The sequence below is a fragment of the Pseudomonas sp. M1 genome (assembly GCF_022760135.1).
Classification (GTDB): Bacteria; Pseudomonadota; Gammaproteobacteria; order Pseudomonadales; family Pseudomonadaceae; genus Pseudomonas; species Pseudomonas citronellolis.
This window is the reverse complement of record NZ_CP094343.1, coordinates 4,065,736-4,092,308: the sequence shown is the minus strand read 5'-3', so window position 1 is coordinate 4,092,308 and position 26,573 is coordinate 4,065,736. Positions and strand designations below refer to the sequence as shown.

Sequence of the window (26,573 nt, the reverse complement as noted above, 5' to 3'; positions counted from 1 at the left end):
CCGCCGTAGGGGGGGCTGCAACGCGCGGGGAGCGCAAAGCGAAACGGGACGCCAGGCGTCCCGTTTCGTCATTGACCGTAGGATGGCTCAAGCGAAGCGATACCCATCACCGGTGGATCAGGCCAGCGCGGCGAGGTCGTTGCGCAGCTCGCGGGCTGCCGCGACCATGTTCACCAGCGCCGCTTCGGTCTCCGGCCAGGCGCGGGTCTTCAGGCCGCAGTCCGGGTTCACCCACAGGCGCTCGGCGGGGATGCGCTGGGCCGCCTTGCGCAGCAGCTCGACGATCTCTTCCTTGCTCGGCACGCGCGGCGAGTGGATGTCGTACACGCCCGGGCCGATCTCGTTCGGGTAGTCGAACTTCTCGAAGGCCTCCAGCAGCTCCATGTCCGAACGCGAGGTCTCGATGGTGATCACGTCGGCGTCCATGGCGGCGATGGACTCGATCACGTCGTTGAACTCGCTGTAGCACATGTGGGTGTGGATCTGGGTTTCGTCGCGCACGCCGGACGCGCACAGGCGGAAGGCCTCGGTGGCCCAGTCCAGGTAGTGCGCCCAGGCGCTCCTGCGCAGCGGCAGGCCTTCGCGGAAGGCGGCTTCGTCGATCTGCACGATCCTGATGCCGGCGGCTTCCAGGTCCACCACTTCGTCGCGGATGGCCAGGGCCAGCTGGCGCGCCTGGACTTCGCGGGGCACGTCCTCGCGCGGGAAGGACCACATCAGCATGGTCACCGGGCCGGTCAGCATGCCCTTCATCACCTTGCCGGTGAGGCTCTGGGCGTAGGTGATCCACTCCACGGTCATGGCCTTCGGGCGGCTCAGGTCGCCATAGATCACCGCCGGCTTCACGCAGCGCGAACCGTAGCTCTGCACCCAGCCGAAGCGGGTGAAGACGTAGCCGTCGAGCTGCTCGGCGAAGTACTCGACCATGTCGTTGCGCTCGGCTTCGCCGTGCACCAGCACGTCCAGGCCCAGTTGCTCCTGGATCTGCACCGCGTGGCGGATTTCGCTGTGCATGGCCTCGGTGTACTCGGCCTCGCTCAGCTTGCCCTGCTTGAACGACTGGCGCGCCAGGCGGATGGCCGAGGTCTGCGGGAAGGAGCCGATGGTGGTGGTGGGGAAGGCCGGCAGGTCCAGGCCGGCGCGCTGCTTGGCGATGCGCTCGGCGAAGGCGGAATGGCGCTGGGCGTCGGCCGGCTGGATGGCGGCCAGGCGGGCCTGCACGGCCGGCTTGTGGATGCGCGGCGAGGCGGCGCGGCTGGCCTGTACGGCGCGGCTCTGCTGCAGGGCGGCAACCACGTCGGCGGCCTGCGGCTCGGTGGCGGCGCGGGCCAGCACGGCCACTTCGGCGCACTTCTGCACGGCGAAGGCCAGCCAGCTCTTCAGCTCGGCATCCAGCTTGTCTTCACGCTCCAGGTCCACCGGGCTGTGCAGCAGCGAGCAGGAGGGCGCGAGCCACAGGCGCTCGCCGAGGCGTTCCTGGGCGTGGCGCACCACGTCCAAGGCCTTTTCCAGGTCGCAGCGCCAGACGTTGCGGCCGTTGACCAGGCCCAGCGACACGACCTTGTAGGCCGGCAGGCGGTCGAGGATGCTCGGGTACTGTTCCGGCGCGCGCACCAGGTCGATGTGCAGGCCATCGACCGGCAGGTTCGCGGCCAGGCCGAGGTTGTCTTCCAGGCCGCCGAAGTAGGTGGCCAGCAGCTTTTTCAGCGGCTCGCCCTGCAGTAGGTTGTAGGCGCGTTCGAAGGCGTTCTTCCAGTCCTGCGGCAGGTCGAGGACCAGGATCGGCTCGTCGATCTGCACCCATTCCACGCCCTGTGCGGCCAGGCGGCGGAAGATCTGCCCGTAGAGCGGCAGCAGGCGGTCGAGCAGGTCGAGCTTGTTGAAGCTGTTCGTTTCAGAATCAGCACCTTTGGTCTTGCCCAGCCACAGGTAGGTCAGCGGGCCGATCACCACGGGCTTGACGTCATGGCCGAGGGCCTTGGCTTCGTCGACCTCTTCGAACAGCTGTTCCCAGCTCAGCGCGAACTGCTGGTCGGCAGTGAACTCGGGGACCAGGTAGTGGTAGTTGGTGTCGAACCACTTGGTCATCTCTTGCGCATGGGCGCCGCCGCAGCAGCTGTCAGTGACGCCACGGGCCATGCCGAAGAGGGTCTGCAGGGTCGGCTTGGCGTCGCCATGGCCGCGGAAGCGCTCGGGGATGACGCCGAAGGTCAGCGAGTGGGTCAGCACCTGGTCGTACCAGGCGAAATCGCCCACCGGCAGCAGCTCGATGCCGGCATCCTTCTGTGCCTGCCAGTGGGTGGCGCGCAGCTGCTTGCCGACGGCGCGCAGGCCGGCTTCGTCCAGCTCGCCTTTCCAGAAGGCTTCCAGGGCTTTCTTCAGTTCGCGGTCCCGGCCGATACGCGGGAAGCCGAGGTTGTGGGCCAATGCCATGGGTGAATCTCTCCATTGAAAAACCAGTGGAGGGATTCTCGGGATCGGTGGTTCATGAGACAAACTCAATTTATTTGCGATGAAATCAAGTTTTACTCATGATCGGGCTTCGTCATCTACCTCGGCGCTGGGGCTTTCCCCCGGATCGCGGATGAATCCGCTCCTACCGTTCGGCCTCTTGCGCCGAGCCTCCCTGTAGCGGGCCCTGCCCGCGAATCGCGCGCAGGGCGCGCTCCTACATCGGAATGGCGTGGGTGGCGCAGCTTAGGAGCGGATCTCATCCGCGAACCGCGCCGGAATTCCCGGCTATCGCGGACAAGGTCCGCTCCTACGCCCTCCGGCAAACACAAGACCCGTAGGATGGCGTTGAGCGAAGCGATACCCATCACCACGACCGCATGGGTTTCGCCAAGGCTCAACCCATCCGTTGAGGCGCGCCTTGGCGCAGCCGGCAAGACAGTTGCTCCTACCGTTCGGCCTCTTGCGCCGAGTCTCCTTGTAGGAGCGGGCCCTGCCCGCGAATCGCGCGCAGGGCGCGCTCCTACATCGGAATGGCGTGGGTGGGGGAGCGTAGGAGCGGACTCCGTCCGCGATTTCCGGCAACCGGCGAACTCCCTCCGCGAGCAGGAACTCGCTAGGCATCCCGCAATTCGAATCGCGGGAACAGCGCTTCCAGCTCGCGCCACAATGCCATTGCGCCCTGCGGGGCCGGCGTTGCAATGAGTTGCGGGTCGAGCTGGCGTCCGCTGCGGGCCAGTTGCACCACGAAGTTTTCCACGCCCACCCCACGCAGGCGCATGGCCAGGCGCCGTAGTCGCTCCAGGTCGAACAGCTGCCAATGCACTGTGGTCCTGCATTCATAAGCCACGCCGCTTTCCAGCAGCAGCTCCAGGCTGCGCCAGTTGGCCTGGCCGCTGCGGGGCACGCCGGTGATGGCGTCGCTGTCCTCGGCCAGGGCCTTCACGTCGAACCCCACCCAGTCCGTGTGCGGCAGCGCCCGGGCGAAGGCGCGCGGCTGGATGCCGGCGCTGTGCAGGCCGGTGCGAAAACCCATCTCGCGTACCCTGGCCATGGCCCCGGGCAGCGCGGCCTGGAGGGTCGCTTCGCCGCCGCTGAACACCACGGCCTGCAGTAGGCCCTGGCGCCGTTGGAGGAAGGCGAGGACGTCCTCCCAGCGGATTTCCACCTCGCCGCGCGCCGGGATCAGCTGCGGGTTGTGGCAGTAGCGGCAGCGCCAGGCACAGCCCTGGCAGAACAGCACGCAGGCCAGCAGGCCGGGGTAGTCGAGGGTGGTCAGGGGCACCAGGCCCCCGACCCTGAGCCTAGCGCTCATCGCGTCTCGCGGAAGTGGCAGCGCTCGCGGTGCTCGGACTGCTTGCCGGCGTTGAAGGCCGACACCGGGCGGTGGTAGCCCATCACGCGGGTCCAGACTTCGCAGCGTTGGCGCTGGCTTTCGGGCAGTTGGTTGGCTTTCATCGGTAGAGCTCCTTTCTTGCGGTTGGTGAAGCGGGGTGTCGCCGACTCAGCCGCCGCAGCTGCCGCAGCAACTGGCGGCGCGTTATTGCAGCAGGGCTTCGTCGCACTTCGGGCAGAACTCGTGTTCGCCGGCGAGGTAGCCGTGCACCGGGCAGATGGAGAAGGTCGGCGTGACGGTGAGGTAGGGCAGGCGGAAGCGCCCGAGGGCGTTGCGCACCAGGGTCTTGCAGGCCTCTGCGCTGGAGATGCGCTCGGCCATGTATAGGTGCAGCACGGTGCCGCCGGTGTACTTGCATTGCAGGGCGTCCTGCAGCTCCAGCGCCTCGAAGGGGTCATCGGTGAGGCCCACCGGCAGCTGCGAGGAGTTGGTGTAGTAGGGCGCCTCCGGCGTGCCGGCCTGGAGGATGTCCGGGTGGCGCTTGCGGTCCTCGCGGGCGAAGCGGTAGGTGGTGCCCTCGGCGGGCGTCGCCTCCAGGTTGTAGAGGTGGCCGCTGTCTTCCTGGAAGCTCACCAGGCGCGCCCGCACGTGGTCCAGCAGCTCCAGCGCCATCTGCCGGCCGGCCTCGCTGTGCAGGCCTTCGCGGTCGCCGGTGAAGTTGCGCACCATCTCGTGCAGGCCGTTCACGCCGATGGTGGAGAAGTGGTTGCGCAGGGTGCCCAGGTAGCGCTTGGTGTAGGGGTAGAGCCCGGCGTCCATGTGCTGCTGGATGACCTTGCGCTTCACTTCCAGGCTGTCGAAGGCCAGCCCCAGCAGGTAGTCCAGCTGGCGGTAGAGCCCGGCGAGGTCGCCGCGGTGGCGGTAGCCCAGGCGCGCGCAGTTGAGCGTCACCACGCCGAGGGAGCCGGTCTGCTCCGCCGAGCCGAACAGGCCGTTGCCGCGCTTGAGCAATTCGCGCACGTCCAACTGCAGGCGGCAGCACATGGAGCGCACCTGGTTGGGTTGCATGTCCGAGTTGAGGAAGTTCTGGAAGTACGGCAGGCCGTAGCGCGCGGTCATCTCGAACAGGCGCGTGGCGTTGTCGCTGTGCCAGGGGAAGTCGTGGGTGATGTTGTAGGTGGGGATGGGGAAGGTGAACACCCGGCCGTGGGCGTCGCCGGCCTGCATCACCTCGATGTAGGCGCGGTTGATCAGGTCCATCTCCGCCTGCAGCTCGCCGTAGGCGAAGGGCATTTCCTCGCCGCCGACGTAGGGGATCTGCTCGCGCAGGTCCTCCGGGCAGACCCAGTCGAAGGTCAGGTTGGTGAAGGGCGTCTGGGTGCCCCAGCGCGACGGCACGTTGAGGTTGTAGATGAACTCCTGGATGGCCTGGCGCACTTCGTCGTAGCCGAGGCCGTCCTTGCGCACGTAGGGTGCGAGGTAGGTGTCGAAGGAGCTGAACGCCTGGGCGCCGGCCCACTCGTTCTGCAGGGTGCCGAGGAAGTTCACCATCTGCCCGAGGGCGCTGGACAGGTGCTTCGGCGGCCCGGCCTCGACGCGCCCCGGCACGCCGTTGAGGCCTTCGTTGAGCAGGGTGCGCAGCGACCAGCCGGCGCAGTAGCCGGCGAGCATGTCGAGGTCGTGGATGTGCAGGTCGGCTTCGCGGTGGGCGGCGGCGATGGCTTCGTCGTAGACCTCGTCCAGCCAGTAGTTGGCGGTGACCTTGCCGGAGACGTTGAGGATCAGCCCGCCCAGGGAATAGCCCTGGTTGGCGTTGGCGCGCACCCGCCAGTCTTCCCGCGAGAGGTACTCGTTCATCGACGCGGCGACGTCCACCAGCGTCTTGCGTTCGCGGCGCAGGCGGCCGTGGCGCTCGCGGTAGACGATGTAGGCCCGCGCGGTGGGGTAGTGCGCGGCTTCCATGAGGATGCGTTCGACCACGTCCTGCACCTGCTCCACGTCCAGCTCGCCCTCCGGCAGGCGCGACAGCACGCGGCGCGTCAGCGCCTGGGCATGGGCGGCGCTGAACTCGCCGCTGGCTTCGCCGGCGGCGGCGATGGCGCGTTCGATCTTGCTCGGGTCGAAGGGGGCGGCGGCGCCGTTGCGCTTGCGCAGGCGGGTGGGGAGAGGGACGTTCCGGGTCTGGGTCATTGGACTGGATTCCACAACATGATGTGTTTTGAATTTTCAAGACAACAAGATGTTGTGGAATCTAATGGCGTCGGCCGGAGAAGGATTGACCTCGGTCAATGTTCGGCGCCGGAGGGTTTTCGCCATCGGAGGTATTGACCGGCTGGGTCTGCTGCTCGCTCCTGCGAAGAGCGCCCTCTCCCCAGCCCTCTCCCGCAAGCGGGAGAGGGGGCCGTCCCGAGTCGCCGGGAAATCTGGAGTTGTCCTGATACTTCCGGACCGTCGGCCGTGCCGCCGGGGCGCCCGACACCGCACCCGTAGGATGGGTTGAGCGCAGCGATACCCATCACCGGGATCCCATGGGGATCGCAAGCTCAACCCATCCTACGAAGAACCCCTCGGCGCAGCCCCATCATCAGCGCTTGCGAATCGCCACGCGCCGCGGCTTGAGGCCGCTTCCCGTGTCGGCGGCGCTGTCCTGCGCGGGCTGCAGCCTGGCGCGCGCCGCGTGCAGTTTCTTGTAGCTGTCGATCAGCCGCAGGTGCCTGTCCAGCCCCTCCAGTTTCATGCTGGTCGGCGTCAGGCCGTGGAAGCGCACGCTGCCGTCCACCGAGCCCAGCGCCGCGTCCATCCGCTCGTTGCCGAACATGCGGCGGAAGTTGGCTTCGTAGTCGGCGATCTCCAGTTCGTCGTCCAGCACCACCTCCAGCACCACGTTCAGGGCCTGGTAGAACAGGCCGCGCTCGACCGTGTTGTCGTTGTACTGGAGGAAGGCCTCCACCAGTTCCTTGGCCTCTTCGAAGCGCCGCAGGGCGAGGTTGATCAGCAGCTTCAGTTCGAGAATGGTCAGTTGGCCCCAGACCGTGTTGTCGTCGAACTCCACGCCGATCAGCGTGGTGATGTCGGTGTAGTCGTCGACCTCGCAGTTCTCCAGGCGCTCGAGCAGGGCCTCCAGCCGCGCGTCGTCCAGGCGGTGCAGATTGAGGATGTCCTCGCGGAAGGCCAGCGCCTTGTTGGTGTTGTCCCAGACCAGGTCCTCCACCGGGTAGATCTCCGAGTAACCGGGCACCAGGATGCGGCAGGCCGTTGCGCCCAGGTGCTCGTACACCGCCATGTACGCTTCCTTGCCCAGGTCTTCGAGGATGCCGAACAGGGTGGCGGCTTCCTCGGCGTTGGACTCTTTTCTTTCACTGGAGCCGCGCCGGCCGGAGAAGTCCCACTCGACGAATTCGAAGTCGGCCCTGGCGCTGAAGAAGCGCCACGACACCACGCCGCTGGAGTCGATGAAGTGCTCGACGAAGTTGTTCGGCTCGGTCAGCGCCTGGCTTTCGAAGGTGGGTTGCGGCAGGTCGTTCAGGCCTTCGAAGCTGCGGCCCTGGAGCAGTTCGGTGAGGCTGCGCTCCAGCGCCACCTCCAGGCTGGGGTGGGCGCCGAAGGAGGCGAACACGCCGCCGGTGCGCGGGTTCATCAGGGTCACGCACATCACCGGGAAGCGGCCGCCCAGGGAGGCGTCCTTGACCAGCACCGGGAAGCCCTGTTCCTCCAGGCCGCGGATGCCGGCGAGGATGCCGGGGTACTTGGCCAGCACTTCCTGCGGCACGTCCGGCAGCGCCAGTTCGTTTTCGAGGATTTCGCGCTTCACCGCGCGCTCGAAGATTTCCGACAGGCATTGCACCTGGGCTTCGGCCAGGGTGTTGCCGGCGCTCATGCCGTTGCTCAGGTACAGGTTCTCGATCAGGTTGGAGGGGAAGTACACCACCTTGCCGTCGGACTGGCGCACGAACGGCAGCGAGCAGATGCCGCGCTGCACGTTGCCCGAGTTGGTGTCGTACAGGTGCGAGCCGCGCAGCTCGCCGTCGGGGTTGTAGATCGCCAGGCAGTGGGCGTCGAGGATTTCCGCCGGCAGCTCGTCCTGGCGGCTGGGCTTGAACCAGCGCTCGTCGGGGTAGTGGACGAAGGGCGCGTTGGCGATGTCCTCGCCCCAGAACTGGTCGTTGTAGAAGAAGTTGCAGTTCAGCCGCTCGATGAACTCGCCCAGGGCCGAGGCCAGCGCGCTTTCCTTGGTCGCGCCCTTGCCGTTGGTGAAGCACATCGGCGACTGCGCGTCGCGGATGTGCAGCGACCAGGCGTTGGGCACGATGTTGCGCCAGGAGGCGATCTCGATCTTCATGCCCAGGCCGGCGAGGATCGCCGACATGTTGGCGATGGTCTGCTCCAGCGGCAGGTCCTTGCCCGCGATGTAGGTGCGCGAGTCCGCATCGGCGCTGGGCATCAGCAGCGCCTGGGCGTCGGCGTCGAGGTTTTCCACTTCCTCGATGACGAACTCGGGCCCGGTCTGCACCACCTTCTTCACCGTGCAGCGCTCGATGGAGCGCAGGATGCCCTGGCGGTCCTTTTCCGAGATGTCCGCCGGCAGCTCCACCTGGATCTTGAAGATCTGCTTGTAGCGGTTCTCCGGGTCGACGATGTTGTTCTGCGACAGGCGGATGTTGTCGGTGGGGATGTTGCGCGTCTGGCAGTACAGCTTGACGAAGTAGGCCGCGCACAGCGCCGACGAAGCCAGGAAGTAGTCGAACGGACCCGGTGCGGAGCCATCGCCCTTGTAGCGGATGGGCTGGTCGGCAACCACGGTGAAATCGTCGAACTTGGCTTCGAGCCGAAGGTTATCTAAGAAATTAACCTTTATTTCCATGCGGGTTTACCACGACAAAAAATGAGATGAATAACCCGCCATTGTAAGCGTTTTGCGCAGCGCTCCGCCCGTTCGCCCGTCCGGCGCGCTACTGCCCATCCGTGCGCTGATAGCGCGCGGCCGCCCGTTGCACCCAGCCCTCGTCGAGCATCTGCCGCAGCGCGCCTTCGATCAGTTGGCGCTCGGCCGTCAGCGGGCGCTGGTGGGAGAAGCCGAGGTAAAGCTCGGTGCGGCTGTCCGGCTGGAAGCGGGTGCGCACGATCTGCCGGGCCAGTTGCGGGTCGCGCAGTTCGTAGTCCACCTGGCAGTCGGTGCCGATCACCAGTTGCAGGCGGCCGAGGGAGAGCATCTGCAGCAGTTGCGTCTCGTTGTTCACGCCGAATTTCTTCAGGCGCTTGTCGGAGTCGAAGGGTTCGAAGTAGGCGGACTCCAGCACGTAGCCGATGGTGGGGCCGAGCAGGTCGTCGTAGCGGGCAATGCGCGGCGCCTCCTGCGGCGAGGCGTACAGGCGCGGGGCGCAGGCGTAGTAGGGCTGCGGCAGGTAGTCGATGTACTGCTCGCGCTCCGGGGTGCGCGCAAGGCCCGTCATCAGGTCCGCCGCGCCGCTCTGCAGGGCGGCCAGGCCGCGGGCCCAGGGCGCGCGGTGCACTTCGAAGCGCAGGCCGGTGCGCTTTTCCAGCTCGGCCAGCAGGTCCATGTCCAGGCCGGTGATGCGGCCGTCGGCGCCTTCGATGCGGAAGGGCGGCCAGTAGTCGGTCATCACCCGCAGCGGCGGGTATTCAGTGGCATCGGCCGCGGCTACGAGCGCGAGCAGGCCGATGCCCAGCCAGCGGCGAGCGGACACGACGAATCTGGCGAAGGGCTGGCAAGGCATACCGGCTCCCGGAACTGGAATGGGTGGCGAAGTCGGCGGCTCCCTTGCCGAGGGGCGGTGCGCGCCCCGGAGCGTTCGGTCGGCGGACGCCCCCTCAGGCGACGTCGCAGAATCCTTCCGAATTATCTGAAGGATAGCCTTCTGCCGCTACGTTGCAGAATGCCCGGCGTGAAGGAAAGACATGGACGCTCGGGCTCGCCGTCAAGTCCTAAGTACCTCGTTTGCAGTCGAAAGAACTCGCTGTACGGTGAGTCATGATGACTTCAGTGGTTTTCAACACCTTGAAAAATCGATTGTTTCGCCATGGCACGGAAGTTGGTGGAGGTTCCTGGCGACGGCACGTGGAGCACCCACGTGGCGAGCGATCCCACTGACGACCATCAGGAGCATGTACATGCCAAGCAATGATTCCAGGTCCCCCCTTGCGGTGATCACCGGCGCCGGTTCCGGCATCGGCCTGGCCGTGGCCCGGCGGCTGCTGCGCGAGGGCACCCGGGTAGTGGCCATGGCCCGGCGCGAGGTGCCGCCGGCCGAACTCGACGAGGCCGGCGGGCACTTGTGCTGGTTGAGCGGCGACGTCACCCGCGCCGAGGACCTCCAGTGCCTGGCGGACCTGGCCCGGGAACTGGGGCCGGTGGACTACCTGCTGCCCAACGCCGGCATCGCGCAACTGGCCGACGGCCTGGACCAGGCGGCGTTCCAGCGGCAATGGGCGGTCAACGGCGCCGGCGCGCTGAACACCCTGGCCGCCCTGCGCGGGCAGATGGCGCGGCCGTCTTCGGTGGTGTTCATCGGCACCTTCCTGTCCCAGGTGAGCTTCCCGGGGCTGGCCGCCTACATCGCCTCGAAGTCGGCGCTAAAGGCCCAGGCCCGCACCCTGGCGGTGGAGCTGGCGGGCGAGGGCATCCGCGTCAACGTCGTATCGCCCGGGCCCACGGCGACGCCGATCTGGGGCACCCTGGGGCTGGACGACGAGGCCCTGGGCGAGGTCGCCGCCAGCGTCAACGGGCGCCTGCTGGACGGCCGCTTCCTGGAGGCGGAGGCGGTCGCCGATGCGATCCTCTTCATGCTCTCGGACCAGGCCCGCGGCATCCACGGCCAGGACCTGGTCGTCGACAACGGCTACACCCTGCGCTGAAACCCGCCTGCGCCGCCCCGCGCGGCGCAGGTCGCTCAGGGCTCCTGCGGCCAGTGCCCGTCGATCTCGTACCAGCTCGCCTTGGACGCGGTGTAGATGTGCTTCTGGCTGGCGCAGTGGAAGTCGCTGTCCAGGGTGCCCAGGGCCACGGCGATCCAGTCCGGGTAGTCGCCCTGGCTGTCCGACCAGAACAGCGTGGCGCCGCACTGGCCGCAGAACTGGCGGCTGACCGAGGGCGAGGAGTGGAAGGTCTTCAGCAGCTCGGCGCCCTGCAGGCTCAGGGCGCTGCGCGGCACGCTGCCGTAGGTGGCGAAGGCGGCGCCATGGCCCTTGCGGCACTGGCTGCAATGGCAGTGCGAGACCGCCTTGGGCGGCGTCGACAGCTGGTAGCGGATATGGCCGCAGAGGCAGCTGCCGTGGAAGGTTTCGCTCATGTTCACGCGTCCCGGGGGTGGAAGAAGACCCGGCGCGCCAGCGGTCGGGGACGGCATCATAGCCCGGCCGTCCCCGGCGTGCCCGCTAGGCGCTCTCCGCCGGCTCCTTCAGCGCTTCCTGCACCAGCGGGTGCAGGTCGGCCTCGGGATGCTGCGCCATCCAGGCCGCCAGGTCGCGGCGCATGGCCGGCGTCCAGAAGCTCTGCAGGTGCTGGCGCACGCCGCGCACGGCCAGTTCGCGGTCGGCCTCGCTGGCGAAGTACTGGCCGATCTGGTTGGCCATCTTGACCAGGTTGTCGATGCTCATCGGCGCACCTCTGCTTTCTCGGCGTGGCGGCGTTCCTTCAGCAGGCGGCGCTGTTCGTCGCTGAACGCCTGGTAGCGCTTCTGCCATTCCGAGGGCTGGAAGACGCGCACCACTTCCACCGCGGTGACCTTGTATTCCGGGCAGTTGGTGGCCCAGTCGGAGTTGTCGGTGGTGATCACGTTGGCGCCGGACTCGGGGAAGTGGAAGGTGGTGTAGACCACCCCCGGCGCCACCCGCTCGCTGACCTTGGCGCGCAGCACCGTCTGCCCGGCGCGGCTGCCCACGCCGACCCAGTCGCCGTCGGCGATGCCGCGGCTCTCGGCGTCGCTGGGGTGGATCTCCAGGCGGTCCTCGGGGTGCCAGGCGACGTTGCCGGTGCGCCGCGTCTGGGCGCCGACGTTGTACTGGCTGAGGATGCGTCCGGTGGTCAGCAGCAGCGGGTAGCGGTTGTTGACCTTCTCGTCGGTGGGCACGTAGCCGGTGAGCATGAAACGCCCCTTGCCGCGCACGAACTGGTCGATGTGCATGGTCGGGGTGCCGTCGGGCGCGGCGTCGTTGCACGGCCACTGCAGGCTGCCGTGGCGGTCCAGCTCGGCGTAGCTGACGCGGGCGAAGGTGGGCGTCAGGCGGGCGATCTCGTCCATGATCTCGGACGGGTGGCGGTAGTTCATCGGGTAGCCCAGGGCGTTGGACAGCGCCATGGTCGCCTCCCAGTCGGCCTTGCCGCCCAGCGGCTCCATCACCTTGCGCACCCGCGAGATGCGCCGCTCGGCGTTGGTGAAGGTGCCGTCCTTTTCCAGGAAGGAGCTGCCCGGCAGGAACACGTGGGCGAACTTGGCGGTTTCGTTGAGGAAGATGTCCTGCACCACCACGCATTCCATGGCCGACAGGGCGGCGGTGACGTGCTGGGTGTTGGGGTCGCTCTGGGCGATGTCCTCGCCCTGGCAGTACAGCGCCTTGAAGCTGCCGTCCAGGGCCGCCTCGAACATGTTGGGGATGCGCAGGCCCGGGTCGGGCTGCAGGGTGACGTTCCAGGCCTGCTCGAACTGGCTGCGCACCTCGGCGTTGGAGATGTGCCGGTAGCCGGGCAGCTCGTGGGGGAAGGAGCCCATGTCGCAGGAGCCCTGGACGTTGTTCTGCCCGCGCAGCGGGTTCACCCCCACGCCTTCGCGGCCGACGTTGCCGGTGGCCATTGCCAGGTTGGCGATGCCCATCACCGCGGTGCTGCCCTGGCTGTGCTCGGTGACGCCCAGGCCGTAGTAGATGGCCGCGTTGCCGCCAGTGGCGTAGAGCCGCGCGGCGGCGCGGATCAGTTCGGCGGGCACGCCGCACACCGGGCCGAGCACTTCGGGGGCGTTCTGCGGCTGGCTGACGAAGTCGCGCCAGTGGGCGAAGTCCGCCGCCTCGCAGCGCTGCTCGACGAAGCGCTGGTTCACCAGGCCCTCGGTGACGATGACGTGGGCCAGGGCGTTGAGCATGGCCACGTTGGTGCCCGGGCGCAGTTGCAGGTGCAGCTCGGCGCGGGCGTGGGGCGAATCCACCAGGTCGATGCGCCGCGGGTCGATGACGATCAGCCGCGCGCCCTGGCGCAGGCGGCGCTTGAGCTGGGAGCCGAACACCGGGTGGGCGTCGGTGGGGTTGGCGCCCATCACCAGGATGACGTCGGCCTGCATCACCGAGTCGAAGCTCTGGGTGCCGGCGGATTCGCCGAGGGTCTGCTTCAGGCCGTAGCCGGTGGGCGAGTGGCAGACGCGGGCGCAGGTGTCGACGTTGTTGTTGCCGAAGGCGGCGCGCACCAGCTTCTGCACCAGGTAGGTCTCTTCGTTGGTGCAGCGGCTGGAGGTGATGCCGCCGATGGAGTCGCGCCCGTACTTGAGCTGGATGCGGCGGAATTCGCCGGCCGCGTGGTTGAGCGCTTCTTCCCAGCTGACCTCCTGCCAGGGATCGCTGATGCGCTGGCGGATCATCGGCTTGGTGATGCGCTCGGGGTGGGTGGCGTAGCCCCAGGCGAAGCGGCCCTTGACGCAGGCGTGGCCGTGGTTGGCCTGGCCGTTGCGGTCCGGGACCATGCGCACCAGCTGCTCGCCCTTGAGTTCGGCGCGGAACGAGCAGCCCACGCCGCAGTAGGCGCAGGTGGTGACCACGCTGCGCTCCGGCTGGCCCAGCTGCACCACGCTCTTCTCCATCAGCGTGGCGGTGGGGCAGGCCTGCACGCAGGCGCCGCAGGACACGCACTCGGAGTCGAGGAAGTCGTCGCCGCCGGCCGCCGCCACCCGCGAGTCGAAGCCGCGGCCGTCGATGGTCAGGGCGAAGGTGCCCTGGATTTCCTCGCAGGCGCGCACGCAGCGGTTGCAGACGATGCACTTGCTCGGGTCGTAGTCGAAGTAGGGGTTGGAGACGTCCTTGGCCTCGCTCAGGTGGTTGGCCCCGGCATAGCCGTAGCGCACCTCGCGCAGGCCCACCTGGCCGGCCACGGTCTGCAGCTCGCAGTTGCCGTTGGCCGGGCAGGTCAGGCAGTCCAGCGGGTGGTCGGAGATGTACAGCTCCATGACGTTGCGCCGCAGCGTCGCCAGCTTCGGCGTCTGCGTGCGCACCACCATGCCCTCGGCCACCGGCGTGGTGCAGGAGGCGGGGTAGCCGCGCATGCCGTCGATTTCCACCAGGCACATGCGGCAGGAGCCGAAGGCTTCCAGGCTGTCGGTGGCGCAGAGCTTGGGAATGCTGGTGCCCAGCAGCGCGGCGGCGCGCATCACCGAGGTGCCGGCGGGCACGCTGATCTCGCGGCCGTCGATGCTCAGGCTGACCTGCGCCTCGCTGTCGCGGGGCGGGGTGCCGAGGTCGACGATGTCGGTGGAGGGATCGAAGAGGTTGATCACTGGTCGGCCTCCGTATTCGCCAGACCGAAGTCGGCGGGGAAGTGCTTGAGGGCGCTGGTCACCGGGTAGGAAGTCATTCCGCCCAGGGCGCAGAGCGAGCCGTATTGCATGGTGTCGCAGAGGTCCACGAGCAGCCGCGCCTGTTCCTCGCGGGTGCCGAGGTCGGTGGCGGCGATCAGCCGGTCCACCACCTCCACGCCGCGGGTGGAGCCGAGCCGGCAGGGCGTGCACTTGCCGCAGGATTCCTCGGCGCAGAACTGCAGGGCGAAGCGGGCCATGCGCGCCATGTCCAGGCTGTCGTCGGCCACCACCACGCCGCCGTGGCCGAGCATGGCGCCCATGGCGGCGAAGGCCTCGTAATCCAGCGGGGTGTCGAACTGCGCCGGCGGCACCCAGGCGCCCAGCGGGCCGCCCACCTGCGCCGCCTTCAGCGGGCGGCCGCTGGCGGTGCCGCCGCCGTAGCCTTCCACCAGCTCGCGCAGGCTCAGGCCGAAGGCGCGTTCCACCAGGCCGCCGTGGCGCACGTTGCCGGCCAGCTGGAAGGGCATGGTGCCCAGCGAGCGGCCCATGCCGAAGTCGCGGTAGAACTGTGCGCCACGGGCCAGGATCACCGGCACCGAGGCCAGGGTGAGCACGTTGTGCACCAGCGTCGGCTGGCCGAACAGGCCCTGCAGGGCCGGCAGCGGCGGCTTGGCGCGGACCACGCCGCGCTTGCCCTCAAGTGAATCGAGCAGGGCGGTTTCCTCGCCGCAGATGTAGGCGCCGGCGCCCACCCGCACCTGCAGGTCGAAGGCGCGGCCGCTGCCCAGCACGTCGGCGCCCAGGTAGCCGGCCTCGCGAGCGATGGCCAGGGCCTGCTCCAGGGTGTCGATGGCGTCCGGGTATTCCGAGCGCACGTAGATGTAGCCCAGGCTGGCGCCCACGGCGAGGCCGGCGATGGCCATGCCCTCGACCAGCAGGAAGGGGTCGCCCTCCATCAGCATGCGGTCGGCGAAGGTGCCGGAGTCGCCTTCGTCGGCGTTGCACACCACGTATTTCGGCGTGGCCGGGGCCTCGCGCACGGTGCGCCACTTGATGCCGGCGGGGAAGGCCGCGCCGCCGCGGCCGCGCAGGCCGGAGTCGAGCACCGCGGCGACCACCTCGGCGCCGTCCAGGGCGATGGCCCGCGCCAGGCCCTCGAAGCCGCCGTGGGCGCGGTAGTCCTCCAGGGACAGCGGCCGGGTGATGCCGGCGCGGGCGAACAGCAGGCGCTGCTGGCTCTTCAGGTAGGGGATGTCCTCCACCGGCCCCAGGGCCAGCGGGTGAGGGGTGGCGTCGGCGGCCAGGGCGTCGAGCAGGGCGGGCACGTCCTGCTCGCTGAGCGGGCCGAAGCCCAGGCGGCGGCCGTCGGCGTCTTCCACCTCCAGCAGCGGTTCCAGCCAGTAGAGGCCGCGGGAGCTGGTGCGGCGCAGTTCCAGCGGCAGTTGCCGGCGCTCGGCCTCGCGGGCCAGGGCGGCGGCCACTTGTTCCGCGCCCACGGCGCGGGCGACGGAGTCGCGGGGGAGGAAGAGCTTCAGCATGCGCCATCCTCCAGGCAGCCGTTGACCAGCTCGCGCAGGCGCTCGGCGGTGAGCCGCGCGTGCAGCCGGCCGTCCAGCTCCAGGGCCGGCGAGCAGGCGCAGGCGCCCAGGCAGTACACCGGGCGCAGGCTGATGTTGCCGTCGGCGCTGGTGCCGTGGTCGTCCAGCGCCAGCTGCTCGCGCAGCTGCGCGGCCAGGCGCTCGGCGCCCATGCTCTGGCAGGACTCGGCGCGGCACAGGCGCAGGGTATGGCGCGCCGGCGGCGCGGTGCGGAAGTCGTGGTAGAAGCTGATCACCCCGCGCACCTCGGCCTGGCTGAGGTTGAGGGCATGGGCGATTTCCGCGACGGCCAGGTCGGGAACGTACCCGCAGCCGTCCTGGATGGCGTGGAGGATCGGCAGCAGGGCGCCGGGGGTGTCCTTCTCGCGTGCCAGCACGTCGTGGATCAGGGGCAGGTGAAGCGTCTCATCAGGCATACAGCGTACCTCGGCATCGCGGACCGGCCTGCCTTGGCGGCAAACCTCCGGTGTCTTCGGCTGCGGCGTACCGTCCACGTCACGGCGGCGTGGTCACCCGGTCGCCCTCCCTGCCGCCGGCCGGGTGTCTTGACGCACCGGTCCGGGGGCATCCTGCAAGCTTGCCATCCTGCTCGCCCGGGGTTTGCACCCAAGCGACCCGGCGCATCCTGAAACCGACCTGCGCCCTGGCCCGGCGTCTTCCCTATTAGCGGGTTTAGCTGGTGTGCAGGCGCGGCGCCAGGGGTTGCCGATCGGCGGAAGCGCCGGGGCAACAGCGAATCAACAGTTGTTGCTCAGATAACAACAAGCCGCCCGCGCCAGGCCGCGCAAACCGGCCCGGCGGCCGCTGGAATGGTTATTGCTCGGCCCTGCGTGCAGTTCAATTTCGCCGGCCGGGCCCATGGCGGCCGCGGCCGAAGGTTCATTGCCGGGGCGGCGCCCGCCTGAAGGCCGCCCCGACCGACGAGGGATCCCGTGTGAGCGCCAACCAGCAAAGCCGCATCCTCAACCCTTTGCAGATCGCCCGCCAGCTGGCCGCCGGTTTTGCCGAGAACGCCGCCGAACGCGACGAGCGCGGCGGCACGCCCAAGGCCGAGCGCGACGCCATCCGCCACAGCGGCCTGCTGGCCCTGAGCATTCCCGGCGCCTTCGGCGGCCATGGCGCGGACTGGTCGCTGACCCTGGAGGTGGTCCGCGAGTTCGCCCGGGCCGACAGTTCGGTGGCCCACGTGTTCGGCTTCCACCACCTGATGCTGGCCACCGTGCGCCTGTTCTCGCGCCCGGAGCAGTGGCAGCCGTGGTTCGAGCTGACCGCGCGCAAGAACTGGTTCTGGGGCAATGCCCTGAACCCGCTGGACACCCGCACCCAGGTGAAGTGGTTCGACGGCTGGTGCGAGTTCTCCGGCAAGAAGAGCTTCTGTTCCGGCGCCAACGACTCGGAGATGCTGATCGCCTCGGCGGTGGACGAAAGCGCCGGCGGCAAGCTGCTGATCGCCGCGCTGCCCAGCGGCCGCAGCGGCATCGGCGTGCACGACGACTGGGACAACATGGGCCAGCGCCAGACCGACAGCGGCAGCGTGACCTTCGAGCGGGTGCGCGTGGAGCGCTCCGAGCTGCTGCTGGACCCGGGCCCGCTGAGCACGCCTTTCGCCTGCCTGCGCCCGCTGCTGGCGCAGCTGATCTTCGCCCACATGTTCCTCGGCATCGCCGAAGGCGCCTTCGAGGAATTCCGCGGCTACACCCTCAAGGAGGCGCGGCCCTGGTTCCGCTCCAGCGCCGAGAGCATCAGCGAGGACCCGTACGTGCTGCGCCACTACGGCGACTTCTGGGTCGGCCTGGAAGGCGTGCGCCTGCTGGTGGAGCGCGCCGCCGCGCAGTTCGACGCGGCCTGGGGCAAGGAACAGCGCCTGGGTGCCGAGGAGCGCGCGGAGCTGGCCATCGCCATCGGCACCGCCAAGGTCGCCGCCACCCGCGTGGGCCTGGAACTCTGTAGCCGCCTCTTCGAAGTCACCGGCGCCCGCGCCACCCACGCCGCGCTGCGGCTGGACCGGCACTGGCGCAACCTGCGCACCCAGAGCCTGCACGACCCCCTCGATTACCGCGTCCAGGAGCTCGGCGCCTGGGCGCTCAACCGGCAGCGACCTTCGCCCACGTTCTACTCGTAAGGAAGCCCATGCAACTGCTGACCCTCCCACCCAACCCGACACTGGCCACCTCGATCCGGGCAACCGCACAGGTCTTCGAAGACCCGAAATCGCAGGCGCTTCTCTCCCATTTGCAACAGGTCGCCCCCAGCGAGGCCAGCGTCCTGATCATCGGCGAGACCGGCACGGGGAAGGAGCTGGTCGCACGTCACATCCACAATTTGAGCGGCCGGCGCGACCGGCCCTTCGTCGCGGTGAACTGCGGGGCCTTCTCCGAATCCCTGGTGGAGGCCGAGCTGTTCGGCCACGAGAAGGGCGCCTTCACCGGCGCTCTCAGTGCCAAGGCTGGCTGGTTCGAGGCGGCCAACGGCGGCACCCTGTTCCTCGACGAGATCGGCGATTTGCCGATGCCCATCCAGGTCAAGCTGCTGCGCGTGCTGCAGGAGCGCGAAGTGGTGCGCCTGGGCTCGCGCAGGGGCATCCCGATCGACGTGCGGGTGCTGGCGGCCACCAACGTGCAACTGGAGAAGGCGATCAACGCCGGGCATTTCCGCGAGGACCTGTACTACCGCCTCAACGTCGTCACCCTGCAGCTGCCCGCGCTGCGCGAGCGGCGCGGCGACATCCTGCCGCTGGTGCGGCACTTCATCGGCACCTACGGGCGCAAGCTCGGCTTCGAGGCGGTCGACCTGAGCGACGCAGCGTCACGCAAGCTGGCGGAGTACGACTGGCCGGGCAACATCCGCGAGCTGGAGAACGTCATCCACCACACCCTGCTGGTCTGCCAGGGCGGCCGCATCGAGGCCGACGACCTGCGCCTGCCGGGGCTGCGCCCGGAACGCCTGGAGGGCGCGGCCGGCGCCGACGAGCCGCTGGAGGCGCAGCTGGAACGCGCCTTCCTGCGCCTGTTCCGCGAGCGCGGCGGCGACGTGCATGGGCAGGTGGAAAGCCTGCTGGTGCGCGAGGCCTACCAGTTCTGCCATGCCAACCAGGTGCACACCTCCGACCTGCTGGGGCTCAGCCGCAACATCGTCAGGGCCCGGCTGATCGCCGCCGGCGAACTGGTGGTGAACAAGCGCCGCACGCCGGCGCCGTTGGCCAGCCGTATCGTGCGGTTGTCGATCTGAACTGGGCGGAGGAGGACGGGCGAGCACAGCTTTTCGTAGGAGCGAGCTTGCTCGCGAACGGGGCTTCCCGTGGCTTCGGTGCCAGGACCAAGAGCACCCTCTCCCCAGCCCTCTCCCTGAAGGGAGAGGGGGCTTGTCTGTGCCAGCGGAAAGCATGGCTTCAGCCGGAAACCACCGGCGTGTCCGGCTAACTCCAGACTACCCAGCTCTGCCGAACGGTCCCCTCTCCCTTCAGGGAGAGGGTTAGGGAGAGGGGCGGAGTCAGCCCAATGCACCGGCACAACCGGGAAACGCCTGTAGCGCTCCCTGCAATCGCGGATAAATCCGCTCCTACAAGGAAAGACGCACCCGTAGGATGGGTTGAGCGAAGCGATACCCATCACCGCAACCGCATGGGTTTCGCAAGCTCAACCCATCCTACGAAGGGCGCTTCGGCGCGGCTGGCGTCCCGTCATGCCCCGCGCGGGCGGCGGCCGGGGACGAAGTGGGTCGGGTCGTTGTAGCCCGGCGTGGAGGCGTGGCCGGGGGTGACCAGGGCGTCGACGAAGGCTTCGTCCTCGGCGTCCAGGCGCACGTCCAGCGCCTTCAGGTAGTCCTGCCATTGCTCCTCGGTGCGCGGGCCGACGATGGCCGCGCTGACCAGGGCGTTGTTCAGCACCCAGGCGATGGCGAACTGCACCACGCCGACGCCACGCGCCTCGGCGTGGGCCTTCAGCTTCTGCGCGATCTCCAGGGACTCCGCGCGCCATTCGGTCTCCAGGATGCGCTTGTCCTGGCGCCCGGCGCGGCTGTCCGCGGCCGGCTCCACGCCCGGCAGGTACTTGCCGCTGAGCACGCCGCGGGCCAGCGGGCTGTAGGGCACCACGCCCAGGCCGTGGAATTCGGCGGCGGTGAACTGCTCGGTCTCGGCCTGGCGGTTCACCAGGTTGTACAGCGGCTGGCTGGCGATGGGCCGGGGCACGCCCAGGCGCTCGGCCACGTGGACCACCTCGGCGATGCGCCAGCCGCGGTAGTTGGACAGCCCCCAGTGGCGCACCTTGCCCTGGGCGATGGCGTCGCCGATGGCCGCGACCGTTTCCTCCAGCGGCGTCTGCGGGTCCTCGCGGTGCAGGTAGTAGAGGTCCAGGTAGTCGGTGCCCAGGCGTTTCAGGCTGGCATCCAGGGCCGCGGCGATGTGCTTGCGGCCCAGGCCGCGGCGGTTCGGCCAGGCGTCCGCCGGGCCCATGCCGACCTTGGAGGCCAGTACCCAGTCGTCGCGGCGCGCGGCGATGGCCTGGCCGACGATTTCCTCCGAGCGCCCGTCGTTGTAAACGTCGGCGGTGTCGATGAAGTTGATCCCGCGCTCCAGCGCCTGGTCGATGATGCGCCGCGAGGCGGCGGCATCGGTCTGGCCGCCGAACATCATGCTGCCCAGCGCCAGGGGGGAGACCTGCAGGCCGGAGCGGCCCAGGGTTCGGTAGTTCATGTCGCTCTCCGGTTGGGAAATTCAGACCGCCTCGGCCTCTTCCTGGAACAGCCCGTCGGACTGCCGGCTCCACAGGCGGTAGTACTGGCCGCGCTTCTTCAGCAGCTCCTGATGGCTGCCGTCCTCGACCACGCGGCCCTTGTCGAAGACGATGATGCGGTCAAGGTGCGCCACCGTCGACAGGCGGTGGGCCACCACGATCACGGTCTTGCCCTGCATGATGCTGTCCAGCTGGTCCTGGATGAAGCGCTCGGTGATGGAATCCAGGCTGGAAGTGGCCTCGTCCATCACCAGGATGGGTGCGTTCTTCAGCAGCACCCGGGCGATGGCGATGCGCTGCCGCTGGCCGCCGGACAGCTTGACGCCGCGCTCGCCCACCAGGGAATCGTAGCCGTGCTCCATGCGCTCGATGAAGGCGCTGGCGCCGGCGCCGTGGATGGCCGCGGCCAGTTCCTCGGCGCTGGCCTCCAGGCGCCCGTAATGGATGTTCTCGCGGATGCTGCGGTGGAACAGCCCCGGCTCCTGGGGGATCAGGCCGATCTGCCGGTGCAGCGAGTGCTGCGTCACCTCGCGGATGTCCTGGCCGTCGATCAGCACCTGGCCGCCGTCGACGTCGTACAGGCGCAGCAGCAGGTTGAGCAGGGTGGACTTGCCGGAGCCGGAGAAGCCCACCAGGCCGACGCGCTGGCCGGCCGGGATGCGCAGGTCGAGCTGCTCGAAGATCGGCTGGCCGGGGTGGTAGCCGAAGCGCACGCCGCGGAACTCGACGTTGCCCTGGCGCACCTCCAGGCGGCGGGCGTCGGGGCTGTCGACCACCTCGTGGGGGCGGATCAGGGTGCGCACGCCGTTGGCGATGTTGCCGGTGGCCTCGAACAGCTCCAGGAAGCGCCGCGACAGGCTGGCCACGTCGTTGATGATCAGCAGCGCCATGCTGGTGGCCATGACGAAGGCGGCGATGCTGATGGCGCCGCTGCGCCACAGCCACAGGGTGAGCAGCAGCATGCCGATCTTCAGGGCCATGCCGCAGCTGTTCTGGAACCAGCGGATCTTCTCCATGTAGCCCAGCGAGCGGCCGGCCGCCGCCAGTTCGCGGTCCAGGTAGCCGGACAGGTAGTCCAGCTCGTGGGAATGCCGGGCGAACAGGCGCACGTTGCTCAGGTTGGTCACCGCGTCCACCACCTTGCCGGTGCTGATGCTGCGCGCTGCGGAGTACTGCTGCGCCAGCGGGTGGCTGCGCCGGGCGAGTAGGAAGGAGACGGCGATGAACAGCACCGACCAGCCCAGCATGAACGCCGCCAGCAGGCCCGAGGCGCTGGCCAGCACCAGGCTCGCCAGGCTCAGGGTGACCAGCAGCGGGATCAGGTCGAAGAGCAGGATGTTCATGGTCTGGTTCACCCCCATGGCGACTTCCGAGACCTTGTGCGCCAGGGCGCCGGCGAACTCGTTGCTGACGAAGCGGTGCGAGTGCTGCTGCAGGTAGGCGTAGACGGTGTGGGTGACGCGCGCCCGCTGGCGCGGCAGCACGCGGATGTTGATGGTGTTGGCGCTGCGGGTGAAGACCACCTCCAGGGCCACCAGCACGGCGAAGCCGGCCACCGGCCAGAACAGCGCCTCGGGCGTGCCGCTGGCGTTCACCAGGCGGGTGACCTGGCCCAGGCTCCAGGGGATCAGCACGGTGCAGACCACCGCGGTGATCTGCAGCAGCAGGATCGCCAGGTAGGCCCAGCGGTACTGGCTGACGAAGTGGATGACGAAAGGTACCGGCGCCTCCGGCAGGTAACGGATGTTCCAGGCGTGGGCCTGGCGTTCGCCGGCGGTGTCGTCCGGGGTGTGGCTCATGGCGGGTAAAGTCCTTCAGGCATGGGTCAGGGGCAGCAGGTAGCGGGTCACCGGGAAGGCCGTGCCGTCCTCCCCGAAGACCCGCGAGGCGTTGCTTTGCGGGGTGAAGCCGGCGGTGCGGTAGAAGCGCTCGGCGCGCGCGTTGCCGTCCAGCGCCCACAGGGTGATGCGGGCGAAGCCCGCGGCCTCCAGGGCCTGGCGCGAGGCCAGCCAGAGCGCGCGGCCGATGCCGGCGGACCAGGCCGCCGGCACCAGGTAGATGGAATAGAGCTCGCCGGTGCCGGGCTCGACGTCGGTGTCGCGGCTGGGGCCGAAGGAGCTCCAGCCGACCACCACGCCCTCATGCTCGGCCACGCGGATGTCGCGGTTGCCGTTGCGGATGGCGTTGTCGATGAAGTCGACGCGGCGCTGCAGGTTGTCGGCCAGGCCCTGCAGGTAGCTGTCCGGCAACAGCCCGCGGTAGGTCGCCTGCCAGCTCTGCACGTGAGCTTCGGCGATGGGCCGGGCATCGCCTGGGCGAACGGTACGGATCAGCGCGGGAATGGGCTCAGCCATGGGCGGTCTCCTTGGGGCATGCGTTATCGGCGAGCGAGGGCCTGGCGTGGCCGCTGATCGAGGCTCCGGCGGTTTCGCCCAGGCGGCGGAACGACAGCGCCGAGGCGGCGCACAGCAGCGCCCCGGCGAGCATTGCCAGGGACAGGTCGGCGACCTGCGGCTGGGCATGGCCCTGGGCGTGGATCACCAGCCCCAGCAGGCTGGCGGCCAGGCCCACCGCCAGGCTCATGGCCAGTTGCATGGACATCGCCGACAGGCTGCTGGCGCGGCTGGCCAGCTCGCGTGGCACCTCGCAGAAGGTCAGGGCGCCGAGGGTGCTGAACTGCAGCGAGCGCAGCAGGCCGCTCAGGTACAGCAGGCCCAGCAGCAGCCACAGGGGCGTGTCGGCGCGCAGCAGGGCGCAACCGACGATGGACAGGGCGCAGAGCAGGGCGTTGCCGACCAGGGTGCGGCGGAAACCCAGGCGCTGGACGATGCGCACCGAGAGGAACTTCACGCTCAGCGCGCCGGCGCCGCCGGCGAGGGTCAGCAGCCCGGCGTCCAGCGCCCCCAGGCCGAAGCCCAGCTGCAGCATCAGCACCATCAGGAACGGCTGCGCGGCGCTGCCCAGGCGGAACAGGTTGCCGCCCCAGATCGCCGTGGCGAAGGTGGGGATGCGCAGCAGGCCGAGGTCGATCAGCGGCGCCGCGTGGCGCCGGGCATGGCGCCAGTAGGCCAGCGCGGCGCAGGTGCCGGCGGCCAGCAGCGCGGCCACCGCCGGCAGCGGCAGCAGGCGGTGGCCCAGGGCCTCGAAGCCGAACACCAGCGCCGCCAGGGCGCAGCCGCTGAGCAGGAAGCCGCGGCGGTCCAGGCGCCGCTGCGGATCGCCCGGGAAGTCGGGGACGAAGCGCAGGATCAGGACGATGCCCAGTGCGCCGATGGGCAGGTTGACCAGGAAGATCCAGTGCCACGACAGCAGGTCCACCAGCAGCCCGCCCAGCGGCGGGCCGAGCAGCGGCCCGACCAGCGCCGGGATGGCCAGCGCGGCCATGTTGCGCAGCAGGGTGTCGGGCGTCGACCAGCGCAACAGCAGCACCTGGCCCACCGGCGCCATCAGCGCCCCGGCGGCGCCCTGGGCCAGGCGCGCCAGGGACAGCTGCAGCAGCGAGGTGGACGCCGCGCAGGCCAGCGAGGCGAGCATGAACAGGCCGATAGCCGCCAGCAGCACCCGGCGCGGGCCGAAGCGGTCGGCCACCCAGCCGCTGACCGGCACGAACAGCGCCACCGCCAGCAGGTACAGCGACACCACCAGGTTCATGCGCACCGCGGCCTCGCCGAAGTCGGCGGCCATCTGCGGCAGCGCGGTGAGCACCGCGGTGCTGTCCAGCAGCTCCATGAACAGCGCGGCGCCGGTGATCATCGGCACCAGGCGGCCGTTTTGCTTGGCAAGGCTCATAGCCGGCCACCGTCGCCAGGCGTGGCCAGGTTGCGGATATAGCGCTCCAGCGGCGCCCGGAACGGCATAACGTCGTCGTCCTGCCGTTCCACCAATACCTGCAGCAGCCTCGCCAGCAGTCGCTGGGCGAGGGACGCGTATTGCGCGCTGTCGTAGAGCGCGAGCGCATGGAAGAGGAAGGCCGCATTGTTCGTATGCGCCAGCGCCGAGAGCGTCTGCAGGCTCTCCTGAGCCCGCCCCATGACCCTCAGCGACGAGCCCAGGCCGAGTATCGCGATCACCTCCTCCCGTTCGTCCAGCCCCAGGGCCAGGGCATTGCGGTAATGGTCGATGGCCTCGGCTTCCCGCGAGGCCTGGTCGAGCTTCAGGGCCTTGCGGAAATGCCATCGCGCGACATCGCCATCCGCGCTGCCGACGATCGGGACGCCGGCCGCTTCGCTCTTCTCCAGCAGGTGCAGGGCGGGTGCATCGTTCCTTGGCCCCAGGTCCCGCCAGCCACTGCTTCGGTAGAACCTCCAGGCCGCCTGGTTGGCCGGGCTCACGGACAGGCGCAGCGTGCGACAGCCGAGTCGTTGGAGAAAGCTTCGAGCGTAGGATTCCAGGACTCGGCCCAGCCCTTCGCCGCGCCTTTCCGGTACCAGGTAGAAGAGATGGACGTAGCCCTGCGGCCCCTCGGCCGACTCCAGCAGGCTCATCTCGATCTGCCCGATGACCTGTTCGCCGTCGTGGAGGAACACGGCGCTGCCGGGCAGCTTGTGCAGGCGCTCCCGCAGCCAGTCCAGGTAGCGCGCCGCGCCATTGCCGTCGTTGCCGTGGAAGGGAATGGTCGAGCCATAGGCACAGTGTGCCGTGTCTTCTCTGAAGCGAACGCACAGTTCGGCATGGGCGTGTGGGTCGATGGGGCGGAATTGCAGTTGCGCTTTCCCCGGCATCAGAACAGCCCCGAGGTCGGCGGCTCGCTGCCCTTCAGGCGCCAGGCGCCGACCACCGCGGCCTTCCAGTGGCGCGGGTTGTGGTTGGCCAGGGTGCGGGCGTTGCGCCAGTGGCGGTCGAGGTTGTGCTGGCGGCCGGTAGTGGAGGCGCCGCCGACGTCGAACAGCAGTTCGGCGGCCTTGAGCGCCGATTCCACGGCGATGTACTGGGCCTGGGCCACTTCCACCGCGGCGAGGTTCACCGCGTCGTGGTCGAGGCCCGCCGCCCAGGCTTCGTCGAGGCGCTCGGCGGCGCGCAGGATCACCGCCTCGGCGGCCAGGGCGCGGGCGGAAATCTCGCCCACGGCGAATTCCACGTAGGGGTCGTCCACCGAGCGCTGCGCGCTGCTGTGCTTGATCGGCCGGGCGTGGTCGCGGGCGAAGGCCACGGCGTCGGTCAGGGCGTTGCGGGCGATGCCGGCTTCCACCGCGCCGAGGAACAGTTGCAGGAAGGGCGTGACGATGGAGCGCTGGCCTTCCTCCACTACCCGCGGGCGGATTTCCCCCGGTTGCACCAGCAGGTCGTTCAGGCGCGTGGTGCCGCTGGCGGTGAGGCGCTGGCCCATGGCGTCGAAGTCGTCCAGCAGTTCCAGGCCCTCGCGGTCGCGCGGGACCACGAAGGACACCGGCTTGTCGTCCTCGTCCAAGGCCACCGCGCTGACCCAGTCGGCGTACAGCGAGCCGGTGCTGTAGAACTTGCTGCCGCTGGCGCGGAAGGCCTCGCCGTCGCGGCGCAGGCGCGCGCTCACCGCGCCGTTGGCGCCGCCGATTTCCCAGCCGGCGTTGCCGAACACCTCGCCGGCGAGGAAGCGCGGGAACCAGCGCTGCTGCTCGGCCTGGTCGCCGCGGGCGAGCAGGCCCTCGATGAAGGCGAAGCTGGGGCGCAGCGACTGGGCGACGTTGGAGTCCACCGCCGCCAGGTCGATGACGAACTGCACGGTGTCGCGCACGCTGGCGCCGGCGCCGCCGTATGCGGCGGGGATGCGCAAGCACAGCAGGTGGTCGGCGGCCAGGGCGCGCACCTGTTCGTGGGGCAGCTGGCGCAGGCGCTCGCGTTCGGCGGCGCCCTCGGCGATGGCGGCCAGGCGCGGCACGGCGCGGCGGCGCAGCTCGGCCAGGTCGAGGGGGGCGGGGGGCAGGGTGGTTGCGGCGGGTGTAGGCATCTTCAGGTCCATCTCGGGAAA

At 69.1% G+C, this 26,573-nt stretch carries 20 protein-coding genes; 3 read left to right on the top strand and 17 right to left on the bottom strand.

What is annotated here, in order from left to right:
• Nucleotides 1–117: 117 nt before the first annotated feature.
• From metE to PM1_RS18025, 6 genes are all read right to left on the bottom strand, one after another.
• Nucleotides 118–2,433 (bottom strand): 5-methyltetrahydropteroyltriglutamate--homocysteine S-methyltransferase, encoded by a 2,316-nt coding sequence (gene metE / locus PM1_RS18045; RefSeq protein ID WP_009619571.1) that lies wholly within the window; start codon nt 2,431–2,433, stop codon nt 118–120.
• Nucleotides 2,434–3,067: 634 nt separating this feature from the next.
• Complete coding sequence (locus PM1_RS18040; protein ID WP_009619573.1) at nt 3,068–3,766, bottom strand: anaerobic ribonucleoside-triphosphate reductase activating protein; 699 nt, start codon at nt 3,764–3,766, stop codon at nt 3,068–3,070.
• Nucleotides 3,763–3,909 carry an anaerobic ribonucleoside-triphosphate reductase gene (nrdD, locus tag PM1_RS31130; protein WP_009619575.1) on the bottom strand — a complete coding sequence of 49 codons (147 nt, stop codon included), beginning with the start codon at nt 3,907–3,909 and terminating at the stop codon, nt 3,763–3,765. The genes PM1_RS18040 and nrdD overlap by 4 nt, the downstream gene beginning before the upstream one ends.
• A gap of 82 nt (nt 3,910–3,991) precedes the next feature.
• On the bottom strand, nt 3,992–5,977 hold the full coding sequence (locus PM1_RS18035) for a ribonucleoside triphosphate reductase (protein ID WP_009619577.1): 1,986 nt from the start codon (nt 5,975–5,977) through the stop codon (nt 3,992–3,994).
• 394 nt (nt 5,978–6,371) lie between these two features.
• On the bottom strand, nt 6,372–8,648 hold the full coding sequence (locus tag PM1_RS18030; RefSeq protein ID WP_009619579.1) for an OsmC domain/YcaO domain-containing protein: 2,277 nt from the start codon (nt 8,646–8,648) through the stop codon (nt 6,372–6,374).
• Nucleotides 8,649–8,736: 88 nt separating this feature from the next.
• The gene (locus tag PM1_RS18025) at nt 8,737–9,522 is read right to left on the bottom strand and encodes a substrate-binding periplasmic protein (protein WP_009619580.1); all 786 of its coding nucleotides are present in this window, start codon (nt 9,520–9,522) and stop codon (nt 8,737–8,739) included.
• A gap of 394 nt (nt 9,523–9,916) precedes the next feature.
• Here PM1_RS18025 and PM1_RS18020 point away from each other — a divergent pair, with 394 nt between their 5' ends.
• The gene (locus PM1_RS18020; RefSeq protein ID WP_009619582.1) at nt 9,917–10,660 is read left to right on the top strand and encodes an SDR family NAD(P)-dependent oxidoreductase; all 744 of its coding nucleotides are present in this window, start codon (nt 9,917–9,919) and stop codon (nt 10,658–10,660) included.
• A gap of 35 nt (nt 10,661–10,695) precedes the next feature.
• On the opposite strand, the gene PM1_RS18015 is transcribed toward PM1_RS18020, so the two are convergent.
• The 5 genes from PM1_RS18015 to PM1_RS17995 form a co-directional block, all read right to left on the bottom strand.
• Nucleotides 10,696–11,094 carry a GFA family protein gene (locus tag PM1_RS18015; RefSeq protein WP_009619584.1) on the bottom strand — a complete coding sequence of 133 codons (399 nt, stop codon included), beginning with the start codon at nt 11,092–11,094 and terminating at the stop codon, nt 10,696–10,698.
• 85 nt (nt 11,095–11,179) lie between these two features.
• The gene (locus PM1_RS18010; RefSeq protein WP_009619585.1) at nt 11,180–11,401 is read right to left on the bottom strand and encodes a formate dehydrogenase subunit delta; all 222 of its coding nucleotides are present in this window, start codon (nt 11,399–11,401) and stop codon (nt 11,180–11,182) included.
• Complete coding sequence (fdhF, locus tag PM1_RS18005; RefSeq protein ID WP_009619587.1) at nt 11,398–14,277, bottom strand: formate dehydrogenase subunit alpha; 2,880 nt, start codon at nt 14,275–14,277, stop codon at nt 11,398–11,400. Before fdhF ends, PM1_RS18010 begins: the two co-directional genes overlap by 4 nt.
• Nucleotides 14,274–15,836 (bottom strand): NADH-ubiquinone oxidoreductase-F iron-sulfur binding region domain-containing protein, encoded by a 1,563-nt coding sequence (locus PM1_RS18000; RefSeq protein WP_009619593.1) that lies wholly within the window; start codon nt 15,834–15,836, stop codon nt 14,274–14,276. Before PM1_RS18000 ends, fdhF begins: the two co-directional genes overlap by 4 nt.
• Nucleotides 15,830–16,312, bottom strand: coding sequence for a formate dehydrogenase subunit gamma (locus PM1_RS17995; RefSeq protein ID WP_009619595.1), 483 nt, complete (start codon nt 16,310–16,312; stop codon nt 15,830–15,832). The genes PM1_RS18000 and PM1_RS17995 overlap by 7 nt, the downstream gene beginning before the upstream one ends.
• 518 nt (nt 16,313–16,830) lie before the next feature.
• On the opposite strand from PM1_RS17995, the gene PM1_RS17990 reads away from it, so the two are divergent.
• Together PM1_RS17990 and PM1_RS17985 are read left to right on the top strand one after the other, a co-directional pair.
• Nucleotides 16,831–18,018, top strand: a complete 1,188-nt coding sequence (locus PM1_RS17990; protein ID WP_009619597.1) for an acyl-CoA dehydrogenase family protein — start codon at nt 16,831–16,833, stop codon at nt 18,016–18,018.
• Nucleotides 18,019–18,026: 8 nt separating this feature from the next.
• A complete protein-coding gene (locus tag PM1_RS17985; protein WP_009619599.1) occupies nt 18,027–19,124 on the top strand; it encodes a sigma-54 interaction domain-containing protein in 1,098 nt (365 codons plus the stop codon).
• Nucleotides 19,125–19,575: 451 nt separating this feature from the next.
• Here PM1_RS17985 and PM1_RS17980 read toward each other — a convergent pair whose 3' ends face one another.
• Genes PM1_RS17980 through PM1_RS17955 form a run of 6 tightly spaced genes read right to left on the bottom strand, consistent with a single transcriptional unit; the run spans nt 19,576 to nt 26,552 of the window.
• Nucleotides 19,576–20,589 carry an aldo/keto reductase gene (locus tag PM1_RS17980; protein ID WP_009619600.1) on the bottom strand — a complete coding sequence of 338 codons (1,014 nt, stop codon included), beginning with the start codon at nt 20,587–20,589 and terminating at the stop codon, nt 19,576–19,578.
• 21 nt (nt 20,590–20,610) lie between these two features.
• Nucleotides 20,611–22,428: an ABC transporter ATP-binding protein gene (locus tag PM1_RS17975; RefSeq protein ID WP_009619602.1), complete on the bottom strand. Its 1,818-nt coding sequence runs from the start codon at nt 22,426–22,428 to the stop codon at nt 20,611–20,613.
• Between the two features lie 15 nt (nt 22,429–22,443).
• A complete protein-coding gene (locus tag PM1_RS17970) occupies nt 22,444–22,983 on the bottom strand; it encodes a GNAT family N-acetyltransferase (RefSeq protein ID WP_009619604.1) in 540 nt (179 codons plus the stop codon).
• Nucleotides 22,976–24,418 carry an MFS transporter gene (locus PM1_RS17965; protein WP_009619606.1) on the bottom strand — a complete coding sequence of 481 codons (1,443 nt, stop codon included), beginning with the start codon at nt 24,416–24,418 and terminating at the stop codon, nt 22,976–22,978. The genes PM1_RS17970 and PM1_RS17965 overlap by 8 nt, the downstream gene beginning before the upstream one ends.
• Nucleotides 24,415–25,350 (bottom strand): tetratricopeptide repeat protein, encoded by a 936-nt coding sequence (locus PM1_RS17960; protein ID WP_009619607.1) that lies wholly within the window; start codon nt 25,348–25,350, stop codon nt 24,415–24,417. The genes PM1_RS17965 and PM1_RS17960 overlap by 4 nt, the downstream gene beginning before the upstream one ends.
• Nucleotides 25,350–26,552, bottom strand: coding sequence for an acyl-CoA dehydrogenase family protein (locus PM1_RS17955; RefSeq protein WP_024128345.1), 1,203 nt, complete (start codon nt 26,550–26,552; stop codon nt 25,350–25,352). Before PM1_RS17955 ends, PM1_RS17960 begins: the two co-directional genes overlap by 1 nt.
• Between the last annotated feature and the right edge of the window lie 21 nt (nt 26,553–26,573).